This is a genomic window from Mesorhizobium opportunistum WSM2075 (assembly GCF_000176035.2).
Taxonomy (GTDB): domain Bacteria; phylum Pseudomonadota; class Alphaproteobacteria; order Rhizobiales; family Rhizobiaceae; genus Mesorhizobium; species Mesorhizobium opportunistum.
In genome coordinates this window covers 1,923,840-1,942,947 of record NC_015675.1, presented here as the reverse complement: position 1 = coordinate 1,942,947, position 19,108 = coordinate 1,923,840, and the positions used below count along the sequence as shown (strand labels likewise).

Here is a 19,108-nt window from a genome sequence, read left to right as displayed (position 1 = left end):
GGTCAGGCAACGGCTCAGACCTTTTCCTGCGTGTATTTTTTCAGCTCCGTCCGCGCCACCTGGCGGCGATGCACGGCGTCGGGTCCGTCGGCGAGGCGCAACGTCCTCAGATGCGTCCACGAACGCGCCAGCGGCGTATCCTGGCTGATGCCCTGGGCGCCGAACATCTGCACCGCCTCGTCGGTCACCTTGAGCGCGACGCGCGGTGCGATGACCTTGATCTGGCTGATCCAGGGGGCCGCGGCGCGCGCATCGCCCTGGTCGATCATCCACGCCGCCTTCAGGCACAGCAGCCGCGCCATCTCGATCTCCATGCGGCATTCGGCGATGATGTCGAAATTGGCGCCGAGTTTCGCCAGGGGCTGGCCGAAGGCCTCGCGGCGCACGGAGCGCTGGCACAGCATCTCCAGGGCCATCTCGGCCTGGCCGATGGCGCGCATGCAGTGGTGGATGCGGCCCGGCCCGAGCCGGCCTTGCGCGATCTCGAAGCCCCTGCCCTCACCGAGAATGAGGTTCGAGGCGGGTACCCGGACATTGTCGAAGCGAAGGTGCATGTGGCCATGCGGCGCGTCATCGTCGCCATAGACCTGCATGGCGCGGATTTTGGTCACGCCCTTGGTGTCCGATGGCACCAGGATCATCGAATGGCGGCGGTGCCGCGGCTCCTGATCGCCGCCGGTCCGCACCATGACGATGTAGATGGCGCAACGCGGATCGCCGGCGCCCGACGCCCACCATTTCTCGCCATTGAGCACATAGTCGTTGCCCTGCCGCTCGCAGCGCATCGCAATGTTGGTGGCGTCCGACGAGGCCACATCCGGCTCGGTCATCAGATAGGCCGAGCGTATCTTGCCGTCGAGCAGCGGATCGAGCCACGTCTTCTTGTGGTCGGCCGAACCGTAGCGTTCCAGCACCTCCATGTTGCCGGTGTCTGGCGCCGAGCAGTTGAAGGTCTCCGCGCCGAGATGCGCCTTGCCCATCTCCTCGGCCAGATAGGCGTATTCGACAGTCGATAGGCCATAGCCGCGCTCCGAGCCGGTCAGCCAGAAATTCCACAGGCCGCGCTCCCGTGCGGTTCTCTTAAGCCCTTCGAGGATCTCGCTTTGCCGTGCGCTGTAGACCCAGCGGTCACCGTCCTTGCCCACTTCGGCGAGGAATTCCTTGTCCAGCGGCATGATCTCGTCGCGCACCATGGCCGCGACGCGGGCGTGGATCGGCTTCAGCCGCTCGGTCATGCCGAGGTTCATCTCCGTCATCGGTCGCTAACCCTTCATACAGGCCGGGCATTTTACCCGTGGCAAGGATGACCGTACTTCGGATAGCCTTGTCAACGCGAACTGATTGCCGCATGCCGAGGCAGGGCGCGGAGGATTGTGATGGGCTATCTGGACGAGCTGTTTTCGGTGGCCGGCAAGACCGCGCTGGTGACGGGTGCGGCGACCGGCATCGGCCGCATGGCGGCCACCGCGCTGGTCAAGGCCGGCGCCAGCGTCATGATTGCCTCGCGCAAGGGCGAAGACTGCGTCAAGGTCGCCGCCGAATTGAACGATCTCGGCACCTCGGGGCGGGCCGATGGCTTTACAGGCGACGTCTCCAGCGAGGCCGGCATTGCCGCGCTTGTCGCCGAGGTCAAGGCGCGGACCGATCAGCTCGATATTCTGATCAACAATGCCGGGATTTCCTGGGGCGCGCCGCTGGAGAGCTTTCCCTACCACGCCTGGGCCAAGGTTTTTGGCGTCAATGTCACCGCGGTCTTCCATCTGACGCGCGAATTGCTGCCGCTGCTTGAGGCCGCCGCCAGCGACGTCGACCCGGCCCGGGTGATCAATCTGGGTTCGGTGATGGGCACGCAGCCGCTCGCCGACGACGCCTATTCCTACACCGCCTCGAAGGCCGCCGTTCATCATCTGACGCGCACGCTGGCGCTCGAATTCGCCCCTCGCCGCATCACCGTCAATGCCTTCGCACCCGGCCCCTTCCAAAGCCGCATGACTGCCTTTGCCACCGGCACCCAGGAACAGGCCGACCATGTCGGCAGTCATGTTCCGATCGGCCGTATCGGCACACCGGATGACATTGCCGGCGCAACGCTCTATTTGTGCAGCCGTGCAGGCAGCTATGTCACCGGCGCCATCCTGCCGATCGACGGCGGGCAATCGGTGCAGCATGGATTGACCTTGTTCAAGGAATGACATTTGCCGGCCGCAGAAGCCGGGGGTGAACTGGAGGACATGAGCGTGGAACCGATCAGTCTCGATGTGCTTCTGGCCAGCGTCGGCAAGGAAGTTGGCGTTTCACCCTGGCGTGCGGTCACACAACGCATGATCGACCAGTTTGCGGACGCTACCGACGACCACCAGTTCATCCACTGCGACCCGGAGCGGGCCAAGCGCGAGACGCCGTTCGGTGGCACCATCGCCCATGGCTTCCTGTCGCTGTCGCTGCTGTCGGCGATGACCTTCGAGACCATGCCGCCGCTGGAAAACGGCAAGATGGGTGTCAATCACGGCTTCGATTCGCTGCGCTTCCTGGCGCCGGTCAAGACTGGCGCCCGCATCCGCACCCGTTTCGTGCTGGCCGACGTCAAGGTCAGGCCGTCGGGCTGGGTGCAGACCGCGCACGACGTGACGATCGAGATCGAGGGCTCGAAGAAACCGGCGCTCACCGCCCGCTGGCTGACGCTGACCCTGATCGAACGCCAGCCCGAGACCGCATGAACGACCCGAACGCGCTCGACCAGGCCGCGCTCGCGTCCTACCTCGAGGCGGAAATCCCGGGCTTTTCCGGGCTCGCCGCAATCGAAAAGTTCAAATCCGGCCAGTCGAACCCGACCTATCTGCTGACGGCGGCAAGCGGCCGCTATGTGCTGCGCGCCAAGCCGCCGGGGCAGTTGCTTAAATCGGCGCATCAGGTCGACCGCGAATTTCGGGTGATGAAGGCGCTTGCCGGCAGCGCGGTGCCCGTCCCCCGGATGCTGCATCTGTCGGCGGAGGATTCGCCGATCGGCCGCATGTTCTACGTCATGGATTTCCTCGACGGCCGCATCTTCTGGGATCCGGCGCTGCCCGAGGCGCGCGACAACGATGAGCGTTCCGCCATCTATGACGCCATGAACGAGACGCTGGCGGCCTTGCACGACGTCGATGTCGAGGCCGTGGGCCTCGGTGATTTCGGCCGGCCGGGCAATTATTTCGAGCGGCAGCTGGCGCGCTGGACCAGCCAGTACCGCGCTTCGGAAACCGGCGCCATCGCCGACATGGACCGCCTGATCGCCTGGCTGGAAACGCATATGCCCGCCGATGACGGCCGTGTCTCGCTCGTCCATGGCGACTACCGGCTGGATAATCTGATCTTCGCGCCGGACCAGCCAAAGGTGCTGGCGATGCTCGACTGGGAACTGTCGACATCTGGCCATCCCTTCGCCGACATCGCCTATCAGTGCATGCAGTGGCGCTTGCCGCACGCATCCGGCTTTCGCGGCCTCGGCGGCATTGACCGTGCGGCGCTCGGCCTGCCCTTCGAAGAGGAGTATGTCGCCGCTTACTGCCGGCGACGCGACCTCACTGGCATCGGCAACTGGACATTCTTCCTCGCCTTCTCCTTCTTCAGGTTGGCAGCGATCTGCCAGGGTGTCTACAAGCGGGCGTTGGACGGCAATGCCTCCAATCCCGAAAAGGCCAGAACCTATGGCGAGGCGGTGAAGCTCTTGTCGCATCTTGCAGTCAAACTGATCGACAAAGAGATGTGACGTGATGGGAGAGACGGCTGCGTCGGAGCGATCTGATGCCTGCCGTTTGGGAACCTGGGGCGCCCTTGTCCATTTCCGTACAGCGTATATAATTTAGTCGGAACACCACCAACCGAAAGGCACCAGACTTGCCGCCGAGCGTCCAGACACGCCGCGAGAAACAAAAGGCCGAGCTACGCTCCGAACTGGTCGCAGCCGCGCACAAGCTCGTCCAGGAAGAAGGCTATGAGGGTCTGACCATCCGCAAGCTGGCCAAGCGGGTCGGCTATGCACCGATGTCGGTCTATTCCTACTTCGCCGACAAGCAGGACATCCTGTTCGCGCTGGCCGAAGATGCGTTCGAGACCCTTGCCCGGCGCATCGAGGAGCATCCGTCAGACGATCCGATCGCGGCTTTGCAGGCGGTCATGACCGAATATGCCGCCTTCGGCCTCGGCAATCCCAATGAATACCGCACCGTCTTCATGACCGAAAAGACCAAGCTGCCGGAAGGCAGGAGCTACGCGGACATGGAGGAAGGCAACCCGGCGATGAAGGCGCTGATCAGCCGGGTCGAGGCCTGCGTCGCCGCAGGCGAGTTGCAGGGCGATCCGCGCGCCATCGCCACCATGCTGTGGGCGGTCGGCCATGGCACGATCTCGCTGCTGATCACCTTTCCGTTCTACCCCTTCGGCGACCCGCAGGCCTTTGTGAAGCGGATGTGCGATTTCACGCTTGCGACACTGCGCACGCAAAATGTGCCTCCGCTGACCGAGACCCCGGTCAACTGCTGAACGATATCTCCTTTCCTGCAAGCCTCGTCGCCACCAGGTAAACCGGTGGCGATTTCTTGGTTAACAAAAAATTTCCGTACATGTACGATTTCAGCTTGAACTTCGCGAACGGCAGGCGTATCTGTACGGCATAACGTACACGTACGAAGAAATTCACCTGTTGGAAAACGGAGACTGACAATGAAAAAGACCGTCCTCACCCTCGCCGCCATTCTGGCCCTGTCGGGCTCGGCTTTCGCCGCCAGCGCCACCCAGCCGGCCAAGCACCTGCCGGCCGCGACCTGCGTCGACACCAGGACCCATGTGAAGCTCGATTGCGCTTCGACCGGCTCGGTCGAGAAGAAGGGCACCACGGAAAACACCGCTGAGGGCAAGGGCCCGCGCCTCGGCATCAGCATCAACCCGTGGATCGTGCCGAGCGCTTTCTAACATTTGCGCCAAACGCTTCTGGCCGGCGCGGCCGGCCATTCGGTGACGTCAGCCGATCGAGACCGGCAGCCTGGTCGCCGAACTCTCGAACGCTGCATCGATCAGCTTCTGCATGTCGGCGGCGCGCCGGAACGACGGATCGCCGTTTTGCCCGCTATCCAGCGCATCGGCGAAGCGTCTTGCATTGCGTTTGACGTCCGGCGGCGCCAGAGTCCGCCAGCGCTGCAGGTCGATATCTCCGCCGAGACAGGCGGACAGGTGCGAAACCTTGCCGTCGGTCTCGACCTTGATGGCGCCCTTGGTGCCGTGCAGCGTCAGCGAGAGATCGTTGGCGTGGCCTGTCGTGTAGCGGCTCGCCATGATCGTGGCGAGCGCGCCTGACTTCAGCCGCGCTGTCATCGCCACGCTGTCATTGGCGTCCAGCACGTAGTCGCCGATCTGCTCGCCCTCGGCCTTCGGAAACGTCACCAGGTCGGCATGCAGGCTGACGATGTCCTGGGCGGCGCCATAGGTGGCGAAGTCCAGTATATGTATGCCGACATCACCCAGCACGCCTGTCGATCCATGCCGGCTCGACAGGCGCCACAGCCATTTGTCCTCGACCCGCCAGTTGCCCCAGGATTTGCTGACCAGCCAGCTTTGCCGATAACTCGCCTCGACATGGCGGAGTTCGCCGATGGCGCCGGCCTGCACCATGCGCCGCGCTTCCTGGATGGCCGGCGAATTGCGATAGGTCAGGTTGACCATGTTGACGACGCCTGCTGCCTCGGCGGCTTCGGTCATGACAAGCGCGTCGGCATGGTTCGGCGCCAGCGGCTTCTCGCAAAAGACGTGTTTGCCCGAGGCAAGCAGCGCCAGCGTCGTTGCCTTGTGCACGCCGTCCGGCGTGGCGTTGATGGCGGCATCGAACTGGCTCCAGGCGATCGCCGCCTCCAGGCTCTCGAAGCAGTCGCCTATCTTGTTTGCCCCGGCGAACGTCGCCGCGCGGCCTGGCACCTGGTCGACACAGGCCACGATGCTGCAGCCGGGAATCCCGGCGAACTCCTCGACATGATGCCCGGCGATGCCGCCGGTGCCGAGCAGAAGAATTCGGTGCATCAACCCACCCCCAACCAGTTCATGCCCCGATCAGCCCAGGTCGCGGTCAGCTTAGGCCGATCAACTAAGACCCTTATCGCCATCGGCATGCAGGCGCAGGCCTTTCTGGACGATCTTCTCCTTGGCCCTGTCCGTCGGCACGTTCGGCGCATTGGTGACGCCGGACCATGCGGGTGCGGGATTATGCGCCCAGTGCACGGCGTTGCGCAGCACCTGTTGCACCCCGTCATTGTGGTAGATCGGATAGGTCTCGTGGCCCGGCGAAAAATAGAAGATCCGTCCCGCGCCGCGCTGATAGGTCAGTCCCGACCGGAACACCTCGCCGCCCTCGTACCAGGAGATGAATACCGTCTCCAGCGGCTCCGGCACCGCGAACGGCTCGCCATACATTTCCGTCTCGCCGATCTCCAGGCATTCGCCGATGCCTTGCGCGATCGGATGGCCGCGATTGATCGCCCAGACGCGTTCACGCTCGCCCGCCTCGCGCCATTTCAGCGAGCAAGGCGTACCCATCAGGCGCTTGAAGATCTTCGAGTAGTGCCCGGAATGGAGCACGATCAGCCCCATGCCTTCCCAGACCCGCTTCTGCACGCGTTCGACGATCTCGTCCTTGACCTCGCCATGGGCGGCGTGGCCCCACCACAGCAGGACCTCGGTGCCGGCAAGGCGCTTCTCGCCCAGGCCATGTTCGGGCTCCTGCAAGGTGGCCGTGGTCGCTTCGATGCCCTTGTCCTGGTTGAGCGCGGCGGCAATAGTGCCGTGCATGCCCAAAGGATAGAGGTCCCGCACGGCGGCATTGGTCTGCTCGTGCACGTTCTCGCCCCAGACGACAGCTTTTATCGGCATTTTCATCTCCCAAAGCGCTTTAAATAGCGCATGTGACGGGACCTTGAGAAGGTACCGCCAAGATTGAAACTGGGGAAATCAGGGCTTGCGGGTTTTCCGTCCCGCAACGGTCTTGGCCTTGCCGGGTTTGGCAGGAGCGCCTGAGATGACTGATCCGGTGATCGACACCGGATCGCTGGCCGGAAAAGTGTCCTCGAGGCCCTCCTCGAGTTCCTCTTCGGCATTGGCCTCGTGATGCCGCTCGTGTTCGAGCGAGCGGACCGCCGCGGTTTTGGATTGCGGCGGCGACTTCGGCGCGGACTTGGACGGCATCGACATTCTCCCTCGACTTGTTGCCGCACAACGGACGCGCGCGGCAAACGTTCCGGGTTCAGACCGCCGCGTCGCGTGCCCCTTCGGACAGGAAAGTAAAGACATAGTCCGAGAAGGAACGCCAGCACTCGACCCGGAAGGCGTCCGCGGCCGTACGCAACAACACGATTTCGGCCTTGCCAAGGATAGTGCGCGAGGCAGCCCCCACCGGGAATGCATCGAGCGACAGATCCTGCGGGCAACCCGAATTGATCGTTGCGGCCGCCGCCGCGCCGGTAACGGCAATCGCGATATTGCGGTGAGAGACACCCACTGCCGAATGGAGCGCGGCAACCGTGGCGCAAGCGGCGAGCGGATCGTTGCCGGCCTCGTCGATGACAAACCATTCGTCCGGCCCAAGCCACAGCGCGGTGCGGCCAGCCTTCGACACGGACGTCTTCGGCTTTTTCGGCAAGGTCACGCCGAGCGCCTTCGACAGCGCCGCGACGGAAGCCTCCGGCGCGCGCAGCGAAATACGCTCTGCCGGCGGCAGGATCTCGACCTTGGCGTTGGTTGCGGTGGTGCTACGTCCAGCCAGTGCCGGGCGACGCTCAACCGAAGGCGATACGGCGGAAACCGTCTTCTTTTCAGCAGCCTTAGCCATTGAGGCGCCCTCCCGTCTCGTCGAAGAACACCATGCCGGTAACCTCCACTTCGATCACTCCGTTCGGCATCGGCACGTAGAGCGTGTCGCCCATGCGGTCGCGGCCGCCGGCGACCAGCGCCAGCGCGATGGAGCGGCCGCAATTTTCCGACCAGTAGCTCGAGGTGACATGGCCGATCATCTTCATCGGGATCGCCTGCTTCGGGTCCTCGACGATCTGCGCGCCTTCCTCCAGCACCACCTTAGGGTCCTTGGTCTTGAGGCCGACCAACTGCTTGCGGCCCTTGGCCACCAGATCCGGCCGCGTCAGGCCGCGGATGCCGACGAAATCGGCCTTCTTCTTGCCGACCGCCCAATCGAGGCCGGCATCACCAGGGGTCACCGTGCCGTCGGTGTCCTGGCCAACGATGATGTAGCCTTTTTCGGCGCGCAATACGTGCATGGCCTCGGTGCCGTAGGCGGCGGCGCCATGCTTCTGGCCCTCGGCCCACAGCGCTTCCCAGACGGCCTGGCCGTAATCGGCCGGGACATTGACCTCGAAGCCGCGCTCGCCGGTGAACGACATGCGGAACAGCCGCGTTGGCACGCCGCAGATCTTGCCTTCGCGCACCGACATATGCGGCAGCGCCTCGTCGGACATGTCGATGCCCTCGACCAGCGGTGCGATGATGTCGCGCGACTTTGGCCCTTGCACGGCGATCACCGCCCATTGTTCGGTGATCGAGGTCAGCCAGACATTGAGATGCGGAAACTCGGTCTGGAGATAGTCCTCCATGTGGTTCATGACCCGCGGCGCGCCACCGGTCGTCGTCGTCACATGGAAACGGTCCGGTGCCAGTCGGCCGACGACGCCGTCATCATAGATGAAGCCGTCCTCGCGCAGCATGATGCCATAGCGGCAGCGGCCGGGTTCCAGCTTCTCCCACGGATTGGTGTAGAGCAACTCCATGAACTTGGCGGCATCCGGCCCGACCACTTCGATCTTGCCGAGCGTCGAGGCATCGAACAGCCCTGCCTTGTTACGAACCGCGACGCATTCGCGGTCGACCGCTGCATGCATGTCTTCGCCCGCCTTCGGGAAATACCAGGCGCGCTTCCACTGGCCGACATCCTCGAACACCGCGCCCTGCGCTTCGGCCCAGGGATGGATCGCGGTCTTGCGTGTCGGGTCGAACAGCGGCCCGCGCGCATGGCTGACGATCGCGCCGAAAGTGACCGGCGTGTAGGGCGCGCGGAACGTGGTCAGGCCGACTTCCGGGATCGGCTTGCCCAGCGTCTCGGCGGCGATCGCCAGGCCGTGCATGTTGGAGGTCTTGCCCTGGTCGGTCGCCATGCCGTTGGTGGTGAAGCGCTTGACGTGCTCGATCGAGCGCATGCCCTCATGCACCGCCTGGCGAATATCCTTGGCGGTGACGTCGTTCTGGAAATCGACGAACGCCTTCACCGTCGTGTCCGGTCCGGCGCCGGGGCCAGCCCCCAGCATGCCGCGCGACCAGCTCTCCGAGGCATCGACCTTCGGCTTGGCGCCCTTGGCGGTTTTCGCGCCGGCATCTTTCGCTGCCTTGGCGCCAGCCGCGTAGGCCTCGTCGACCGTCGCCGACAGCCCGTCAGTGCCGTTGCAGGCGCCGACGGAGACGCAGTCTTGTGCGTAGATGCCCGGCACGAAGCGCTTGGTCTCGTCGTTGAAGGCGACCTTGCCGCGCGACTGCGAGAACAGATGCACCGACGGCGTCCAGCCGGCCGACATCAGGATCGCGTCGACGGGGATAGTGCGTTCGCCGCCGCCATTCTTCGGCTGCACGGTCATCGACGACACCCGCAATTTGCCGCCGGCACGGATCACCGCGCGGCCGAAATTGATCTCGATGCCGAGCGCCCTTGCCTCGTCGATCACCGGTCCTGTCGGGTTGTCGCGCAGGTCGACGATCGCCGCCACGTTGACGCCGGCCTTCTTCAGGTCGATCGCCGCCGCGTAGGCCGAATCATTGGCGGTGTAGACGCCGACATTCCTGCCGACCGCCACGCCATAATGATTGAGGAAAGTGCGCGCCGCGCCCGCCAGCATGATGCCCGGCCGGTCGTTGTTCGCAAACACCATATGGCGCTCGATGGCGCCGGAGGCCAGCACGACGCGCTTGGCGCGGACCTGCCACAGCCGCTCGCGCGGCAAATCGTGGCCGGGGGCCTTCAGATGATCGCTGACACGCTCGACCAGGCCGACGAAATTCTGCGCGTAGTAGCCAAAAGCAGTTGTGCGCGAGAGCACGCGGACATTGTCCATCGCGCTCAGTCTGGCGATCGCCGCCTGTGCCCAGGCAAAACCGTCCTGGCCGTCTATTTTCGCGCCACTCTCGAAACGCAGGCTGCCGCCGAATTCGACCTGCTCGTCGGCGAGGATGACGCGCACGCCGGTCTCCGCCGCCGCCAATGCCGCCGCGATACCTGCGGCACCGCCGCCCAGAACCAGCACGTCGCAATGCGCGTAGCGCGAGGAATAATGGTCGGGATCGGGTTTGTCCGGAGAAACGCCAAGGCCGGCGGCTTCGCGGATCTTGGGCTCGTAAAAGCTCTTCCAGGCCGCCTTGGGCCACATGAAGGTCTTGTAGTAGAAGCCGGCCGAAAACATCGGCGATGCGATGTCGTTGACCGCGCCTATGTCGAAGGACAGCGACGGCCAGCGGTTCTGCGAATTGGCGGCAAGTCCGTCATAAAGCTCCTGCACGGTGGCGCGCACATTCGGCGTCTTGCGCGCGTCGTCGCGCACGATCTGCACCAGCGCGTTAGGCTCTTCCGCGCCTGCCGACAGAATGCCGCGCGGCCGGTGGTACTTGAACGAGCGGCCGACCAGATGCACGCCATTGGCAAGCAGCGCCGAGGCCAACGTGTCGCCCTCGATGCCGGTATAGGGCTGGCCGTCGAAGCTGAACCGCGCGGTCTTGGCCTGGCTGAGGCGACCGGCGCTCGGAATGCGGAACCCGCCGCTCATTTGGTAACCACTTCGTTGGAGTTTTTGGGCAGCTTGGCGGGTTTCGGCTCACCGGCCTTGTAGGTCATGACGAACTTGTCGGTGACGGTGTCGCGCACTGCGTTGAAGAAGCGGGCGCAGCCATGCATGTGCCGCCAGCGCTCGTAGATGATGCCCTTGGGGTTCGAGCGGATGAAGAAGAATTTCTCGAAATCGTCGTCGCTCTCGCCGGCCATATTGGCCGAGCGCGCGATATGGGCCTCGCCGGCGTTGCGAAATTCGAGCTCCGGGCGCTCTTCCTCGCAATAGGGGCAGCGTATGAGCAGCATCGTCTTCGTTCCTACAATTCGCCGTGGCCGACGTGGGCGCCGGCGGGTTGGTCGCAAAGCTTCTGACCCATGGTCATGAATGGAGCGACGAGCCGCAGGCGCTCCTCGACGTTTGTCGCATCGCGAAACAAAGCGCGGTTGGCCATGTTGCCGAGCGTCAGTTGCATCGGGTCGGTGGTGACGATCACGCCACGCGGCTCGAAATCCTCGTCCTCGTCCAGCCCATGCGGCCGGCCTTCAAAGAACATCACCACTTTCTGGCCGGCGCTCCACACGCATGCCAGCGTCCCCTCGTCGACCGAAAACGGCCAGCCGGCCTCGTTGCCGGCACGTTCGATCGGCTGCAGCCGCACCTCTTCCGGCGACGGCAAATGGAACATGCCCTGTTCCCCCGCCAGCACCAGCGGCATGGCGACAGCGAGTTCCGTCATCATCAATGCGCCACCGCCGCCGCCGCGGCCTCGTCGATGAGGCGGCCGGTGCGGAAGCGTTCGATGGTGAAGGGCGCGTTGATCGGATGCGGATCGTCCCTGGCGATGGTGTGGGCAAAGACATGGCCCGAGCCGGGCGTCGCCTTGAAGCCGCCGGTGCCCCAGCCGCAATTGACGTAGAGGCCGGGCACCGGCGTCTTGGCCAGGATCGGCGAGCGGTCGGGCGTGACGTCGACGATGCCGCCCCACGAGCGCAGCATCTTCATGCGCGTGAAGATCGGGAACATCTCGCAGATTGCGTCGAGCGTATGCTGCAAGATGTGCAGGCCGCCGGTCTGCGAATAGGAGACATACTGGTCGGTGCCGGCGCCGATGACCAGCTCGCCCTTGTCGGACTGCGAGATATAGGCGTGCACGGTGTTGGACATCACCACGCAAGGCACCACCGGCTTGACCGGCTCCGACACCAGCGCTTGCAGCGGATAGCTTTCCAGCGGCATGCGCACGCCGGCCATGTTCATGATGACAGACGAATGGCCAGCAGCGACGACGCCGACCTTCTTGGCGCCGATGAAGCCGCGTGTCGTATCGACGCCCATGACCGCGCCATTGGCGGCCCGCTTGACGCCGGTGACCTCGCAATTCTGGATGATGTGCACGCCGCGCGCCGAAGCGCCGCGCGCGTAACCCCAGGCCACCGCATCGTGGCGCGCCGTGCCGCCGCGCCGCTGCAAGGCGGTCCCGACCACCGGATAGCGCGCATCCCTGGAGATGTTGAGCGGCGGGCAGAATTCCTTGGCCTGCTCCGGCGACAGCCATTCATTGTCGATGCCGTTCAGCCGGTTGGCATGGACATGGCGCTTCAGCACCTGGACGTCGTGCACATTGTGGGCGAGCATCATGACGCCGCGCGCCGAATACATGACGTTGTAGTTGAGCTCCTGGGAAAGCCCATCCCACAGCTTCAGCGCATGGTCGTAGATGCCGGCGCTCTCGTCATAGAGATAGTTGGAGCGGATGATGGTGGTGTTGCGGCCGGTGTTGCCGCCGCCCAACCAACCCTTTTCCAGCACAGCGACATTGGTGATGCCATGCACGCTGGCGAGATAGTAGGCGGTGGCCAGCCCATGGCCGCCGGCGCCGACGATGATGACGTCGTATTCCTTCTTCGGCTCGGGCGAGGACCATTGCTCCTCCCAGCCCTTATGGCCGCGCATGGCCTCGCGGGCGATGGCGAATACCGAATATTTTTTCAACGTTCCAGCCTCGCAAATGGCGGCGAGGCGTTCACTTGGCCCCGGCGCGCGAGGTGTATCACTAGCGAAACAGCGCTTCCACCCTTGCGCTGTTTGCGACGGCGCTTGCCGTTTTGCGCCGCGACGAGAAACAGGCATGCGGGCTGGCTGCCATGGCTGCGGTCAGTCACACTGCCTGTCGCGAGATTCTTGAGGACGAGAGGACGAGTATGGGCAACGCCTGGTGGAATCTGACGCTACGCTTCCTGTTGGAGCTTGCCGCCTTGCTTGGTCTCGGCGTCGCGGGCTGGAACCTCTCCGAGGGATGGTGGCGATGGGGCCTGGCCCTGGTCCTGCCGCTTGTTGCAGCCGTGCTGTGGGGCACTTTCGCGGTACTCGACGACCCGAGCCGATCAGGCCGTGCGCCAGTACCGGTTCCGGGCACGGTGCGGCTGGCGTTGGAATTGGTCATCCTGTTCGGCGGCGCTGCTGGATTCCATGTGGCCGGTTACACGACCACGGGCATCATCGTCGCCCTGCTTATCGCCATGAGCTACGCATTTTCGCTCGACCGGCTCGGTTGGCTGCTGAAGCAATAGTTCAGGGACGACGCAGCCTTCGCAGGTATCGGGTGGCTCCGACCAACCCCATTTGCGACCAAGCATCCGATCGCCGGCAGAACTGGCGCCAAGCAAAGGATGCAAAAAATGCTCGCACTCGCCAACAAGGTCGCCATCGTCACCGGCGCCAGTTCCGGCATCGGCCGCGCTGCCGCAAAACTCTTTGCCGAGGAAGGCGCGAAGCTCGTCGTCGCCGCGCGGCGCCAGGCAGAGCTCGACGCGCTCGTCGCCGAAATATCGGACGCGGACGGCACCGCCGTTGCGCTTGCCGGCGACGTCAGGGACGAAGCCTATGCAAAGGCTCTTGTCGATCTGCCGTTGGAAAGGTTCGGCGGCCTCGACATCGCCTTCAACAACGCCGGCGCCGTCGGCGTGATGGCGCCCCTGCCCGACATGGTGCCGGCGGCATGGCACGAGACGATGGACATCAACCTGACAAGCGCCTTTCTCGGGGCAAAGCACCAGATACCGGCCATGCTGGAGCGGGGCGGCGGCTCGCTGATCTTTACCTCGAGTTTTGTCGGCTACACTGCCGGCATGCCGGGCATGGCCGCTTATGCCGCTGCCAAGGCTGGCCTGATCGGCCTGACGCAGGTGCTGGCCGCCGAATATGGGCCAAGGGGGCTACGCGTCAACGCGCTGCTGCCCGGCGGCACCGACACACCCGGCGCGACGACCACCACGCCGCAGGCACGCGCTTTCGTCGAAGGCATCCACGCCTTGAAGCGCATGGCACAGCCGGAGGAGATTGCCCGCTCGGCGCTTTATCTCGCCTCCGATGCCTCGAGCTTCACCACGGGAACCGCGCTGTTTGCCGATGGCGGCGTCTCGATCAACCGGACGTGAACCCGGCGAACAGGCCCGTTCGTCCAAGTGACGCAGGCCGCCGGTCTTGATTTTTCCGCGCGATTTGGCGATTCCGTTTGTCGAACCGCTCTTCTTGCCGAAACAGGTCCTGGAACCATGATGCTGATCCGAACCTATGTGGCCGCGAGCGCGATCGAGGGCGTCGGCATGTTCGCCGCCGAGCCGATCCGCAAGGGTGCCTCGATCTGGCGCCTCGATCCTGATTTCGACCGGCTGATCCCGATGGACAAATACGAGGCAGCGCCACCAGCGCTGAAGGAATTGCTCGACCGCTATGCCTATCCGAGCCCGGATCGCCCGGGTTTCATGGTCTATGAAGTCGACAATGGCCGTTTCATGAACCATTCGGCGACGCCGAATACCGATTTTTCGCAATATGGCGGCGCGACGGCGACCCGCGATATCGCGGCGGGCGAAGAGATCACCTGCGACTACGGCGAGTTCTTCGAGGATTTCGAGCGGCTGCATCTGGCCACGGCGTAGCTGATGGCCTATCTACCGGGCAACCGGTGGCAATTTGGCCGTTGTCCTTCATTTCGACTGTGGACAGCGCGGCTTGATTCTGCTATCAGCCGCCACAATTCGTGGTGTCGAGCGCCGCGGAGGCTAGTGGCTATGGCTGCTTGCCTGTTGATATCAAACCCGAAAGACAGGATTGCCCGTGCAGGTACTCGTCCGCGACAACAACGTTGATCAGGCGCTTCGCGCGCTCAAGAAGAAGATGCAGCGCGAAGGCATTTTCCGCGAAATGAAGATGCGCGGTCACTACGAGAAGCCTTCCGAGAAGCGCGCCCGTGAAAAGGCCGAGGCCGTTCGCCGCGCCCGCAAGCTGGCCCGCAAGCGCGCACAGCGCGAAGGGCTGCTGCCGATGACGCCGCGTCCGGTGGCTGCCGGCGGTGCTGCCGGTGCAGCGCGTCCGCCGCGCTGATTAACGCCAATATTTCGTCCTTTTCGAAGGATACCAAGGTGGCGCGATGTGGAATCGCCGCCACCTTTTTATTTTGATGTGACCGGCCCGGAGGGGGGATCCGGGCCTGAATGACGCGGCGCAAGTGAGGACAGGGCAGACATGAACGCAACGAGCGTGGAGCGCGGGACCGCATTGCGTGGTTTTGCCCTGACAGCGGCCCTGCTTTCCGGACTGGTGCTTGCCGGCTGCCAGACATCGGGCCCGACCGGCGAGTTCAACAACATCGACAAGGCGCAAGGGTCGAGCGAGAACATCTCCTCGCTGTCGGCGGTGATCCAGCGCAATCCCCAGGATCCCGAAGGCTACAATGTGCGCGGCTCGGCCTATGGCCGCGGCGGCCAGTACCAGGCGGCGCTCAAGGATTTCAACCAGGCCATCCAGCTCAACCCGAATTTCTACCAGGCCTATTCGAACCGGGCACTCATCCAGCGCTTCCTCGGCAACCAGGAAGCCGCGCTTGCGGACTACAACCGCTCGATCCAGATCAACGGCAACTATGACGCCGCCTATATCGGCCGCGGCAATCTCTACCGCAAGGCGGGCCGCACCCAGGATGCCTTCAACGACTTCCAGAAGGCGATCCAGCTCGACACCACCGATGCCCGCGCCTATCACAATCGCGGCCTGATCTATCAGAGCCAGGGCCAGCACAAATTCGCCATCGAGGATTTCTCGACCGCCATCTCGCTGGCGCCGGACGCAGCCGAACCGTACAACGGCCGTGGCCTTTCCTATCTGGCGACAGGCGACGAGGACAATGCCTTCTCCGACTTCAACATGGCCATCAAGCTTGACGGCAAGAACGCCGAGGCCTGGGCCAACCAGGCGCTGATCTACGAGCGGCGCGGCGACAAGGCGAAGGCCGCGAAATCCTACAAGGAAGCCGTTCGCCTCAACCCGACCTACCAGCCGGCCAAGGACGGCCTCGCCCGCGTCAGCTGACATCGGTTTCACCAGATCCGCTAAACATTCCAGATCGTTAGCGTGTCCAAAAGGACACGCTGCTCTGGCTTTCGCCGGCGATCCGGCAACCGCGCGTTAACCCCCGCTGCAACCCGTCGACCCTTGCCTTGTTCGCGCCAAGTTTTCAGCGGAACGGTCTGGCCATCAAAGCCGTTACTTGGAAGCAATCGCAAAAGGACCCTCCCATGATCAAGAAACTCGCCTGCGCCGCCGCTCTCGCCATGACCGCGTTCGCTGCCGCACCGGCCAGCGCCGGCAAGCTGCAGCTCGGCACGCTCGACTGCACCATCGATGGCGGCACCGGTTACATCGTGACGTCCAACAAGGGCGTGTCCTGCGTCTTCCGGCCCCACCATCATGGACCGTCCGAGGTCTACACAGGCGTCATCTCCAAGCTTGGCGTCGATCTCGGCAAGACTCATCAGGGCCAGTTGGTCTGGGCCGTTTTTGCCGCGACACGCGACCGTGACGCGGGCGACCTCGCCGGCAGCTATTACGGCGTCAACGCCGAGGCCAGCGTCGTGACCGGCGGTGGCGCCAATCTGCTGGTTGGTGGCTTCGACAGCGCCTTCATGCTCGAGCCGCTCAGCGTCCAGGCGCAGACCGGCGTCAATCTTGCCGTCGCCGTGACGTCGCTCGAGCTGATCCACTCGCTCAAATGAATGCATGGAGCCATGGGCTCCACGACCCCTCACTTCGCGGCGCGGAACCGGATAGGATGGTTCCGCGCCGTTTCATTTTTGAGGGGAACAGTATGCCGAAGACAGCCATCGCCGCTGCCGTGATTGCAACCGCGCTTGCCGGTGCGGCACGAGCCCAGGACCGTGGCATCGAACTCGGCGCGCTTGAATGCGCCATATCAGGCGGCACCGGCTTCATTTTCGGCTCGACCAAGGATTTGAGCTGCACCTTCACCCCCTCCGACAAGACCTTCGCGCCGGAAGCCTATTTCGGCGCCGTCAACAAATACGGCCTCGACATCGGCACGACAAAGCAAGCGGTGATGCGATGGTTGGTGCTGACGCCGCTGAAGAACATCTACGCGCCGGGTGCGCTGGCGGGCGACTATATTGGCGCCAGTGCCGAGGTGACGGCGGCCGTCGGCGCCGGCGCCAATCTGCTGGTTGGCGGTTCGTCGCAGGCCTTCACCCTCCAGCCGCTCAGCCTGCAGACCCAGACCGGCATCAATCTCGCCATCGGCGTCAGCCAGTTCCAACTGCGCAGCACCGAGAATTGAACCGCCGGCCGCCGGCCGCAAACATCTCGAAAATTTCGCTTGAGCTCAATCGCGGTTGAGGTTTTACAAGCCTGCCCTGACCGGAACAGCGCCCCGGTCTGACGCGCGATCCGGCGTTGCCAACACGCATGGTCCTGCCGGAAACCCTTTCTGGCTTCTGGGCCCAGCGCCGTCATCGAGCTATGCAAGGCCGGGGTAGAAATGACTGAAATCGGTATAAACAGGGTCGACTGGCGCGCATTGTGGGCGAGCGGCGACCTGGCGCGCTTCTGCTTCATCAGCCTCGGCATCCTGCTGCACGCGACCAATGAGACGATGGTGGCGACCGTCATGCCCGCCATGGTCGGTGAACTGGCCGGCGTGCAGCTCGTTGGCTGGTCGCTGGCGATCTACGAGCTCGGCGCCATCGTCGCCGGTGCCGCGGCCGGGCGGCTGGTGAGTTATGTGGCGCTGCGCACCAACATGGTTGTCGCCGCCCTGCTCTACGCGGCCGGAGCGTTGATCTGCGCCACCTCGCCTTCCATGCAGCTGTTCCTCGCCGGCCGCCTGATCGAGGGGCTTGGCGGCGGCGCGCTGGTGTCGCTGGCCTTCGTCTCGGTCGAGCGGTTGTTTTCGCGTGCCATCTGGCCGCAGCTTTTCGGCATCATGTCCGCGATCTGGGGCGTCGCGGCCTTCAGCGGCCCGTTGCTCGGCGCGATCATGACCGAGCTTCTCTCATGGCGCTGGGCGTTCGGCGTCTTCACCGTCGGCGGCACGGCCATGGCGTTGGCAAGCTTCATCGTGCTCGACACGCCCGAGGCGACGAGACCCACCACGAGCAAGGGCAAGGCGCCGCCCTTCCCGTTCGCCGCCCTCGCCTGCCTTGCCGTAGCCGTGGTGCTGATCGCCTCTGCCGGCGTCGACATCGCCTTGCTGCGCTCTTCGCTGCTGATCGCCCTCGGTCTCGGCGGCCTGGCGCTGTTCTTCTACATCGACGCGCTGAAGCCGCGCTCCCGGCTGTTCCCGGCGCGGCTGTTCTCGTGGCGCACGCCGGTAGGCGCCGGCATGACCATGGTCGCCGCCTTCTCGGTGGCGACCTGCTCCTTCGGCGTCTACGGGCCGCTGCTGTTGACCAGCCTGCACGACATCCCGCTGCTGACCACCGGTTATATCATCGCCGCCGAATCGATCGCCTGGTCGATCCTGTCGATCCTCGTCGCCAACGCGCCACCGCGCCGCGAGCGGCTGATCATCGTCTGCGGCGCGCTGATGATCGCCGCCGGCATCGCCGGCTTTGCCTATACGCTACCGCTGGGCTCTATCCCGCTGATCCTGGTCTGCGCCCTGTTGCAGGGCGGCGGCTTCGGCATCGCCTGGCCGTTCCTGACCCGCGTCATCGTCGCCTCCGCCCCGGATGACGAGCAGACAATTGCCTCGGCAGCGGTGCCGACCATGCAGCGCATCGGCTATGCCGTGGGTGCCGCCCTTGCCGGCATCGTCGCCAATGCCAGCGGTTTTTCGCAAGGGTTGAACCACGACGCGGCCGCCAATGTCGCGAGCTGGCTGTTCCTGGCCTTCGTGCCGCTTGGAATTCTCGGCTGCCTGGCCGCCTTGCGGGCATCATCGACCGCGAACCGACTGCAGCAGGAAGCAATCGGTTAAG

General features: G+C 64.3%; 22 protein-coding genes. 13 read left to right on the top strand and 9 right to left on the bottom strand.

All coding sequences use genetic code 11. The features are described from left to right. Positions 1 to 14: 14 nt before the first annotated feature. Entirely contained in the window at positions 15 to 1,256 is a 1,242-nt protein-coding gene (locus MESOP_RS09320; RefSeq protein ID WP_013893077.1) for an acyl-CoA dehydrogenase family protein, read from the bottom strand. Positions 1,257 to 1,376: 120 nt separating this feature from the next. Here MESOP_RS09320 and MESOP_RS09315 point away from each other — a divergent pair, with 120 nt between their 5' ends. The 5 genes from MESOP_RS09315 (at position 1,377) to MESOP_RS09295 (ending at position 4,950) form a co-directional block, all read left to right on the top strand. Further along, entirely contained in the window at positions 1,377 to 2,192 is an 816-nt protein-coding gene (locus tag MESOP_RS09315) for an SDR family oxidoreductase (RefSeq protein ID WP_013893076.1), read from the top strand. Between the two features lie 39 nt (positions 2,193 to 2,231). Then, positions 2,232 to 2,717 carry a MaoC family dehydratase gene (locus tag MESOP_RS09310; protein WP_023765869.1) on the top strand — a complete coding sequence of 162 codons (486 nt, stop codon included), beginning with the start codon at positions 2,232 to 2,234 and terminating at the stop codon, positions 2,715 to 2,717. Beyond that, complete coding sequence (locus tag MESOP_RS09305) at positions 2,714 to 3,748, top strand: phosphotransferase family protein (protein WP_013893074.1); 1,035 nt, start codon at positions 2,714 to 2,716, stop codon at positions 3,746 to 3,748. The genes MESOP_RS09310 and MESOP_RS09305 overlap by 4 nt, the downstream gene beginning before the upstream one ends. Before the next feature lie 128 nt (positions 3,749 to 3,876). After that, a complete protein-coding gene (locus MESOP_RS09300; protein ID WP_013893073.1) occupies positions 3,877 to 4,521 on the top strand; it encodes a TetR/AcrR family transcriptional regulator in 645 nt (214 codons plus the stop codon). Between the two features lie 180 nt (positions 4,522 to 4,701). Next, positions 4,702 to 4,950 carry a DUF680 domain-containing protein gene (locus tag MESOP_RS09295; RefSeq protein WP_013893072.1) on the top strand — a complete coding sequence of 83 codons (249 nt, stop codon included), beginning with the start codon at positions 4,702 to 4,704 and terminating at the stop codon, positions 4,948 to 4,950. A gap of 48 nt (positions 4,951 to 4,998) precedes the next feature. Here the strand turns inward: MESOP_RS09295 and MESOP_RS09290 are convergent, their stop codons facing one another. The 8 genes from MESOP_RS09290 to MESOP_RS09255 form a co-directional block, all read right to left on the bottom strand. Further along, complete coding sequence (locus MESOP_RS09290) at positions 4,999 to 6,048, bottom strand: Gfo/Idh/MocA family protein (protein ID WP_013893071.1); 1,050 nt, start codon at positions 6,046 to 6,048, stop codon at positions 4,999 to 5,001. Positions 6,049 to 6,108: 60 nt separating this feature from the next. Next, the gene (locus tag MESOP_RS09285) at positions 6,109 to 6,894 is read right to left on the bottom strand and encodes a ThuA domain-containing protein (protein ID WP_013893070.1); all 786 of its coding nucleotides are present in this window, start codon (positions 6,892 to 6,894) and stop codon (positions 6,109 to 6,111) included. Positions 6,895 to 6,972: 78 nt separating this feature from the next. Continuing rightward, on the bottom strand, positions 6,973 to 7,206 hold the full coding sequence (locus tag MESOP_RS09280) for a hypothetical protein (protein WP_013893069.1): 234 nt from the start codon (positions 7,204 to 7,206) through the stop codon (positions 6,973 to 6,975). Between the two features lie 58 nt (positions 7,207 to 7,264). Next, positions 7,265 to 7,849, bottom strand: a complete 585-nt coding sequence (locus MESOP_RS09275; RefSeq protein ID WP_013893068.1) for a sarcosine oxidase subunit gamma — start codon at positions 7,847 to 7,849, stop codon at positions 7,265 to 7,267. After that, complete coding sequence (locus tag MESOP_RS09270; protein ID WP_013893067.1) at positions 7,842 to 10,835, bottom strand: sarcosine oxidase subunit alpha; 2,994 nt, start codon at positions 10,833 to 10,835, stop codon at positions 7,842 to 7,844. The genes MESOP_RS09275 and MESOP_RS09270 overlap by 8 nt, the downstream gene beginning before the upstream one ends. Next, a complete protein-coding gene (locus MESOP_RS09265) occupies positions 10,832 to 11,143 on the bottom strand; it encodes a sarcosine oxidase subunit delta (protein WP_013893066.1) in 312 nt (103 codons plus the stop codon). Before MESOP_RS09265 ends, MESOP_RS09270 begins: the two co-directional genes overlap by 4 nt. An 11-nt stretch (positions 11,144 to 11,154) precedes the next feature. Beyond that, the gene (locus MESOP_RS09260; RefSeq protein WP_013893065.1) at positions 11,155 to 11,577 is read right to left on the bottom strand and encodes a hypothetical protein; all 423 of its coding nucleotides are present in this window, start codon (positions 11,575 to 11,577) and stop codon (positions 11,155 to 11,157) included. Then, complete coding sequence (locus MESOP_RS09255; RefSeq protein WP_013893064.1) at positions 11,577 to 12,830, bottom strand: sarcosine oxidase subunit beta; 1,254 nt, start codon at positions 12,828 to 12,830, stop codon at positions 11,577 to 11,579. The genes MESOP_RS09260 and MESOP_RS09255 overlap by 1 nt, the downstream gene beginning before the upstream one ends. A gap of 209 nt (positions 12,831 to 13,039) precedes the next feature. Between MESOP_RS09255 and MESOP_RS09250 the strand changes: the two genes are divergently transcribed. From MESOP_RS09250 to MESOP_RS09215, 8 genes are all read left to right on the top strand, one after another. Next, a complete protein-coding gene (locus MESOP_RS09250; protein ID WP_013893063.1) occupies positions 13,040 to 13,408 on the top strand; it encodes a YrdB family protein in 369 nt (122 codons plus the stop codon). 108 nt (positions 13,409 to 13,516) lie between these two features. Next, positions 13,517 to 14,275, top strand: coding sequence for an SDR family oxidoreductase (locus MESOP_RS09245; protein WP_013893062.1), 759 nt, complete (start codon positions 13,517 to 13,519; stop codon positions 14,273 to 14,275). A 117-nt stretch (positions 14,276 to 14,392) separates the two neighbouring features. Then, the gene (locus MESOP_RS09240; RefSeq protein WP_013893061.1) at positions 14,393 to 14,779 is read left to right on the top strand and encodes an SET domain-containing protein; all 387 of its coding nucleotides are present in this window, start codon (positions 14,393 to 14,395) and stop codon (positions 14,777 to 14,779) included. Positions 14,780 to 14,957: 178 nt separating this feature from the next. Next, positions 14,958 to 15,224 carry a 30S ribosomal protein S21 gene (rpsU, locus tag MESOP_RS09235; RefSeq protein WP_010911429.1) on the top strand — a complete coding sequence of 89 codons (267 nt, stop codon included), beginning with the start codon at positions 14,958 to 14,960 and terminating at the stop codon, positions 15,222 to 15,224. Between the two features lie 141 nt (positions 15,225 to 15,365). Beyond that, a complete protein-coding gene (locus tag MESOP_RS09230; RefSeq protein ID WP_013893060.1) occupies positions 15,366 to 16,208 on the top strand; it encodes a tetratricopeptide repeat protein in 843 nt (280 codons plus the stop codon). Positions 16,209 to 16,414: 206 nt separating this feature from the next. Continuing rightward, on the top strand, positions 16,415 to 16,891 hold the full coding sequence (locus MESOP_RS09225) for a DUF992 domain-containing protein (RefSeq protein ID WP_013893059.1): 477 nt from the start codon (positions 16,415 to 16,417) through the stop codon (positions 16,889 to 16,891). Positions 16,892 to 16,983: 92 nt separating this feature from the next. Then, positions 16,984 to 17,466: a DUF992 domain-containing protein gene (locus MESOP_RS09220; protein WP_013893058.1), complete on the top strand. Its 483-nt coding sequence runs from the start codon at positions 16,984 to 16,986 to the stop codon at positions 17,464 to 17,466. Between the two features lie 201 nt (positions 17,467 to 17,667). Next, the gene (locus MESOP_RS09215) at positions 17,668 to 19,107 is read left to right on the top strand and encodes an MFS transporter (RefSeq protein ID WP_013893057.1); all 1,440 of its coding nucleotides are present in this window, start codon (positions 17,668 to 17,670) and stop codon (positions 19,105 to 19,107) included. Position 19,108: the final 1 nt, after the last annotated feature.

Bases quoted from the DNA above. Each gene is read 5' to 3' on its own strand.
- MESOP_RS09215 (WP_013893057.1), top strand. From the start codon at position 17,668: ATGACTGAAATCGGTATAAACAGGGTCGACTGGCGCGCATTGTGGGCG.
- MESOP_RS09280 (WP_013893069.1), bottom strand. From the start codon at position 7,206: ATGCCGTCCAAGTCCGCGCCGAAGTCGCCGCCGCAATCCAAAACCGCG.
- MESOP_RS09225 (WP_013893059.1), top strand. From the start codon at position 16,415: ATGATCAAGAAACTCGCCTGCGCCGCCGCTCTCGCCATGACCGCGTTC.
- MESOP_RS09315 (WP_013893076.1), top strand. From the start codon at position 1,377: ATGGGCTATCTGGACGAGCTGTTTTCGGTGGCCGGCAAGACCGCGCTG.
- MESOP_RS09240 (WP_013893061.1), top strand. From the start codon at position 14,393: ATGATGCTGATCCGAACCTATGTGGCCGCGAGCGCGATCGAGGGCGTC.
- MESOP_RS09290 (WP_013893071.1), bottom strand. From the start codon at position 6,048: ATGCACCGAATTCTTCTGCTCGGCACCGGCGGCATCGCCGGGCATCAT.
- MESOP_RS09320 (WP_013893077.1), bottom strand. From the start codon at position 1,256: ATGACGGAGATGAACCTCGGCATGACCGAGCGGCTGAAGCCGATCCAC.
- MESOP_RS09295 (WP_013893072.1), top strand. From the start codon at position 4,702: ATGAAAAAGACCGTCCTCACCCTCGCCGCCATTCTGGCCCTGTCGGGC.
- MESOP_RS09230 (WP_013893060.1), top strand. From the start codon at position 15,366: ATGAACGCAACGAGCGTGGAGCGCGGGACCGCATTGCGTGGTTTTGCC.
- MESOP_RS09265 (WP_013893066.1), bottom strand. From the start codon at position 11,143: ATGCTGCTCATACGCTGCCCCTATTGCGAGGAAGAGCGCCCGGAGCTC.
- MESOP_RS09310 (WP_023765869.1), top strand. From the start codon at position 2,232: ATGAGCGTGGAACCGATCAGTCTCGATGTGCTTCTGGCCAGCGTCGGC.
- MESOP_RS09275 (WP_013893068.1), bottom strand. From the start codon at position 7,849: ATGGCTAAGGCTGCTGAAAAGAAGACGGTTTCCGCCGTATCGCCTTCG.
- MESOP_RS09220 (WP_013893058.1), top strand. From the start codon at position 16,984: ATGCCGAAGACAGCCATCGCCGCTGCCGTGATTGCAACCGCGCTTGCC.
- MESOP_RS09250 (WP_013893063.1), top strand. From the start codon at position 13,040: ATGGGCAACGCCTGGTGGAATCTGACGCTACGCTTCCTGTTGGAGCTT.
- MESOP_RS09260 (WP_013893065.1), bottom strand. From the start codon at position 11,577: ATGATGACGGAACTCGCTGTCGCCATGCCGCTGGTGCTGGCGGGGGAA.
- MESOP_RS09245 (WP_013893062.1), top strand. From the start codon at position 13,517: ATGCTCGCACTCGCCAACAAGGTCGCCATCGTCACCGGCGCCAGTTCC.
- MESOP_RS09270 (WP_013893067.1), bottom strand. From the start codon at position 10,835: ATGAGCGGCGGGTTCCGCATTCCGAGCGCCGGTCGCCTCAGCCAGGCC.
- MESOP_RS09305 (WP_013893074.1), top strand. From the start codon at position 2,714: ATGAACGACCCGAACGCGCTCGACCAGGCCGCGCTCGCGTCCTACCTC.
- MESOP_RS09285 (WP_013893070.1), bottom strand. From the start codon at position 6,894: ATGCCGATAAAAGCTGTCGTCTGGGGCGAGAACGTGCACGAGCAGACC.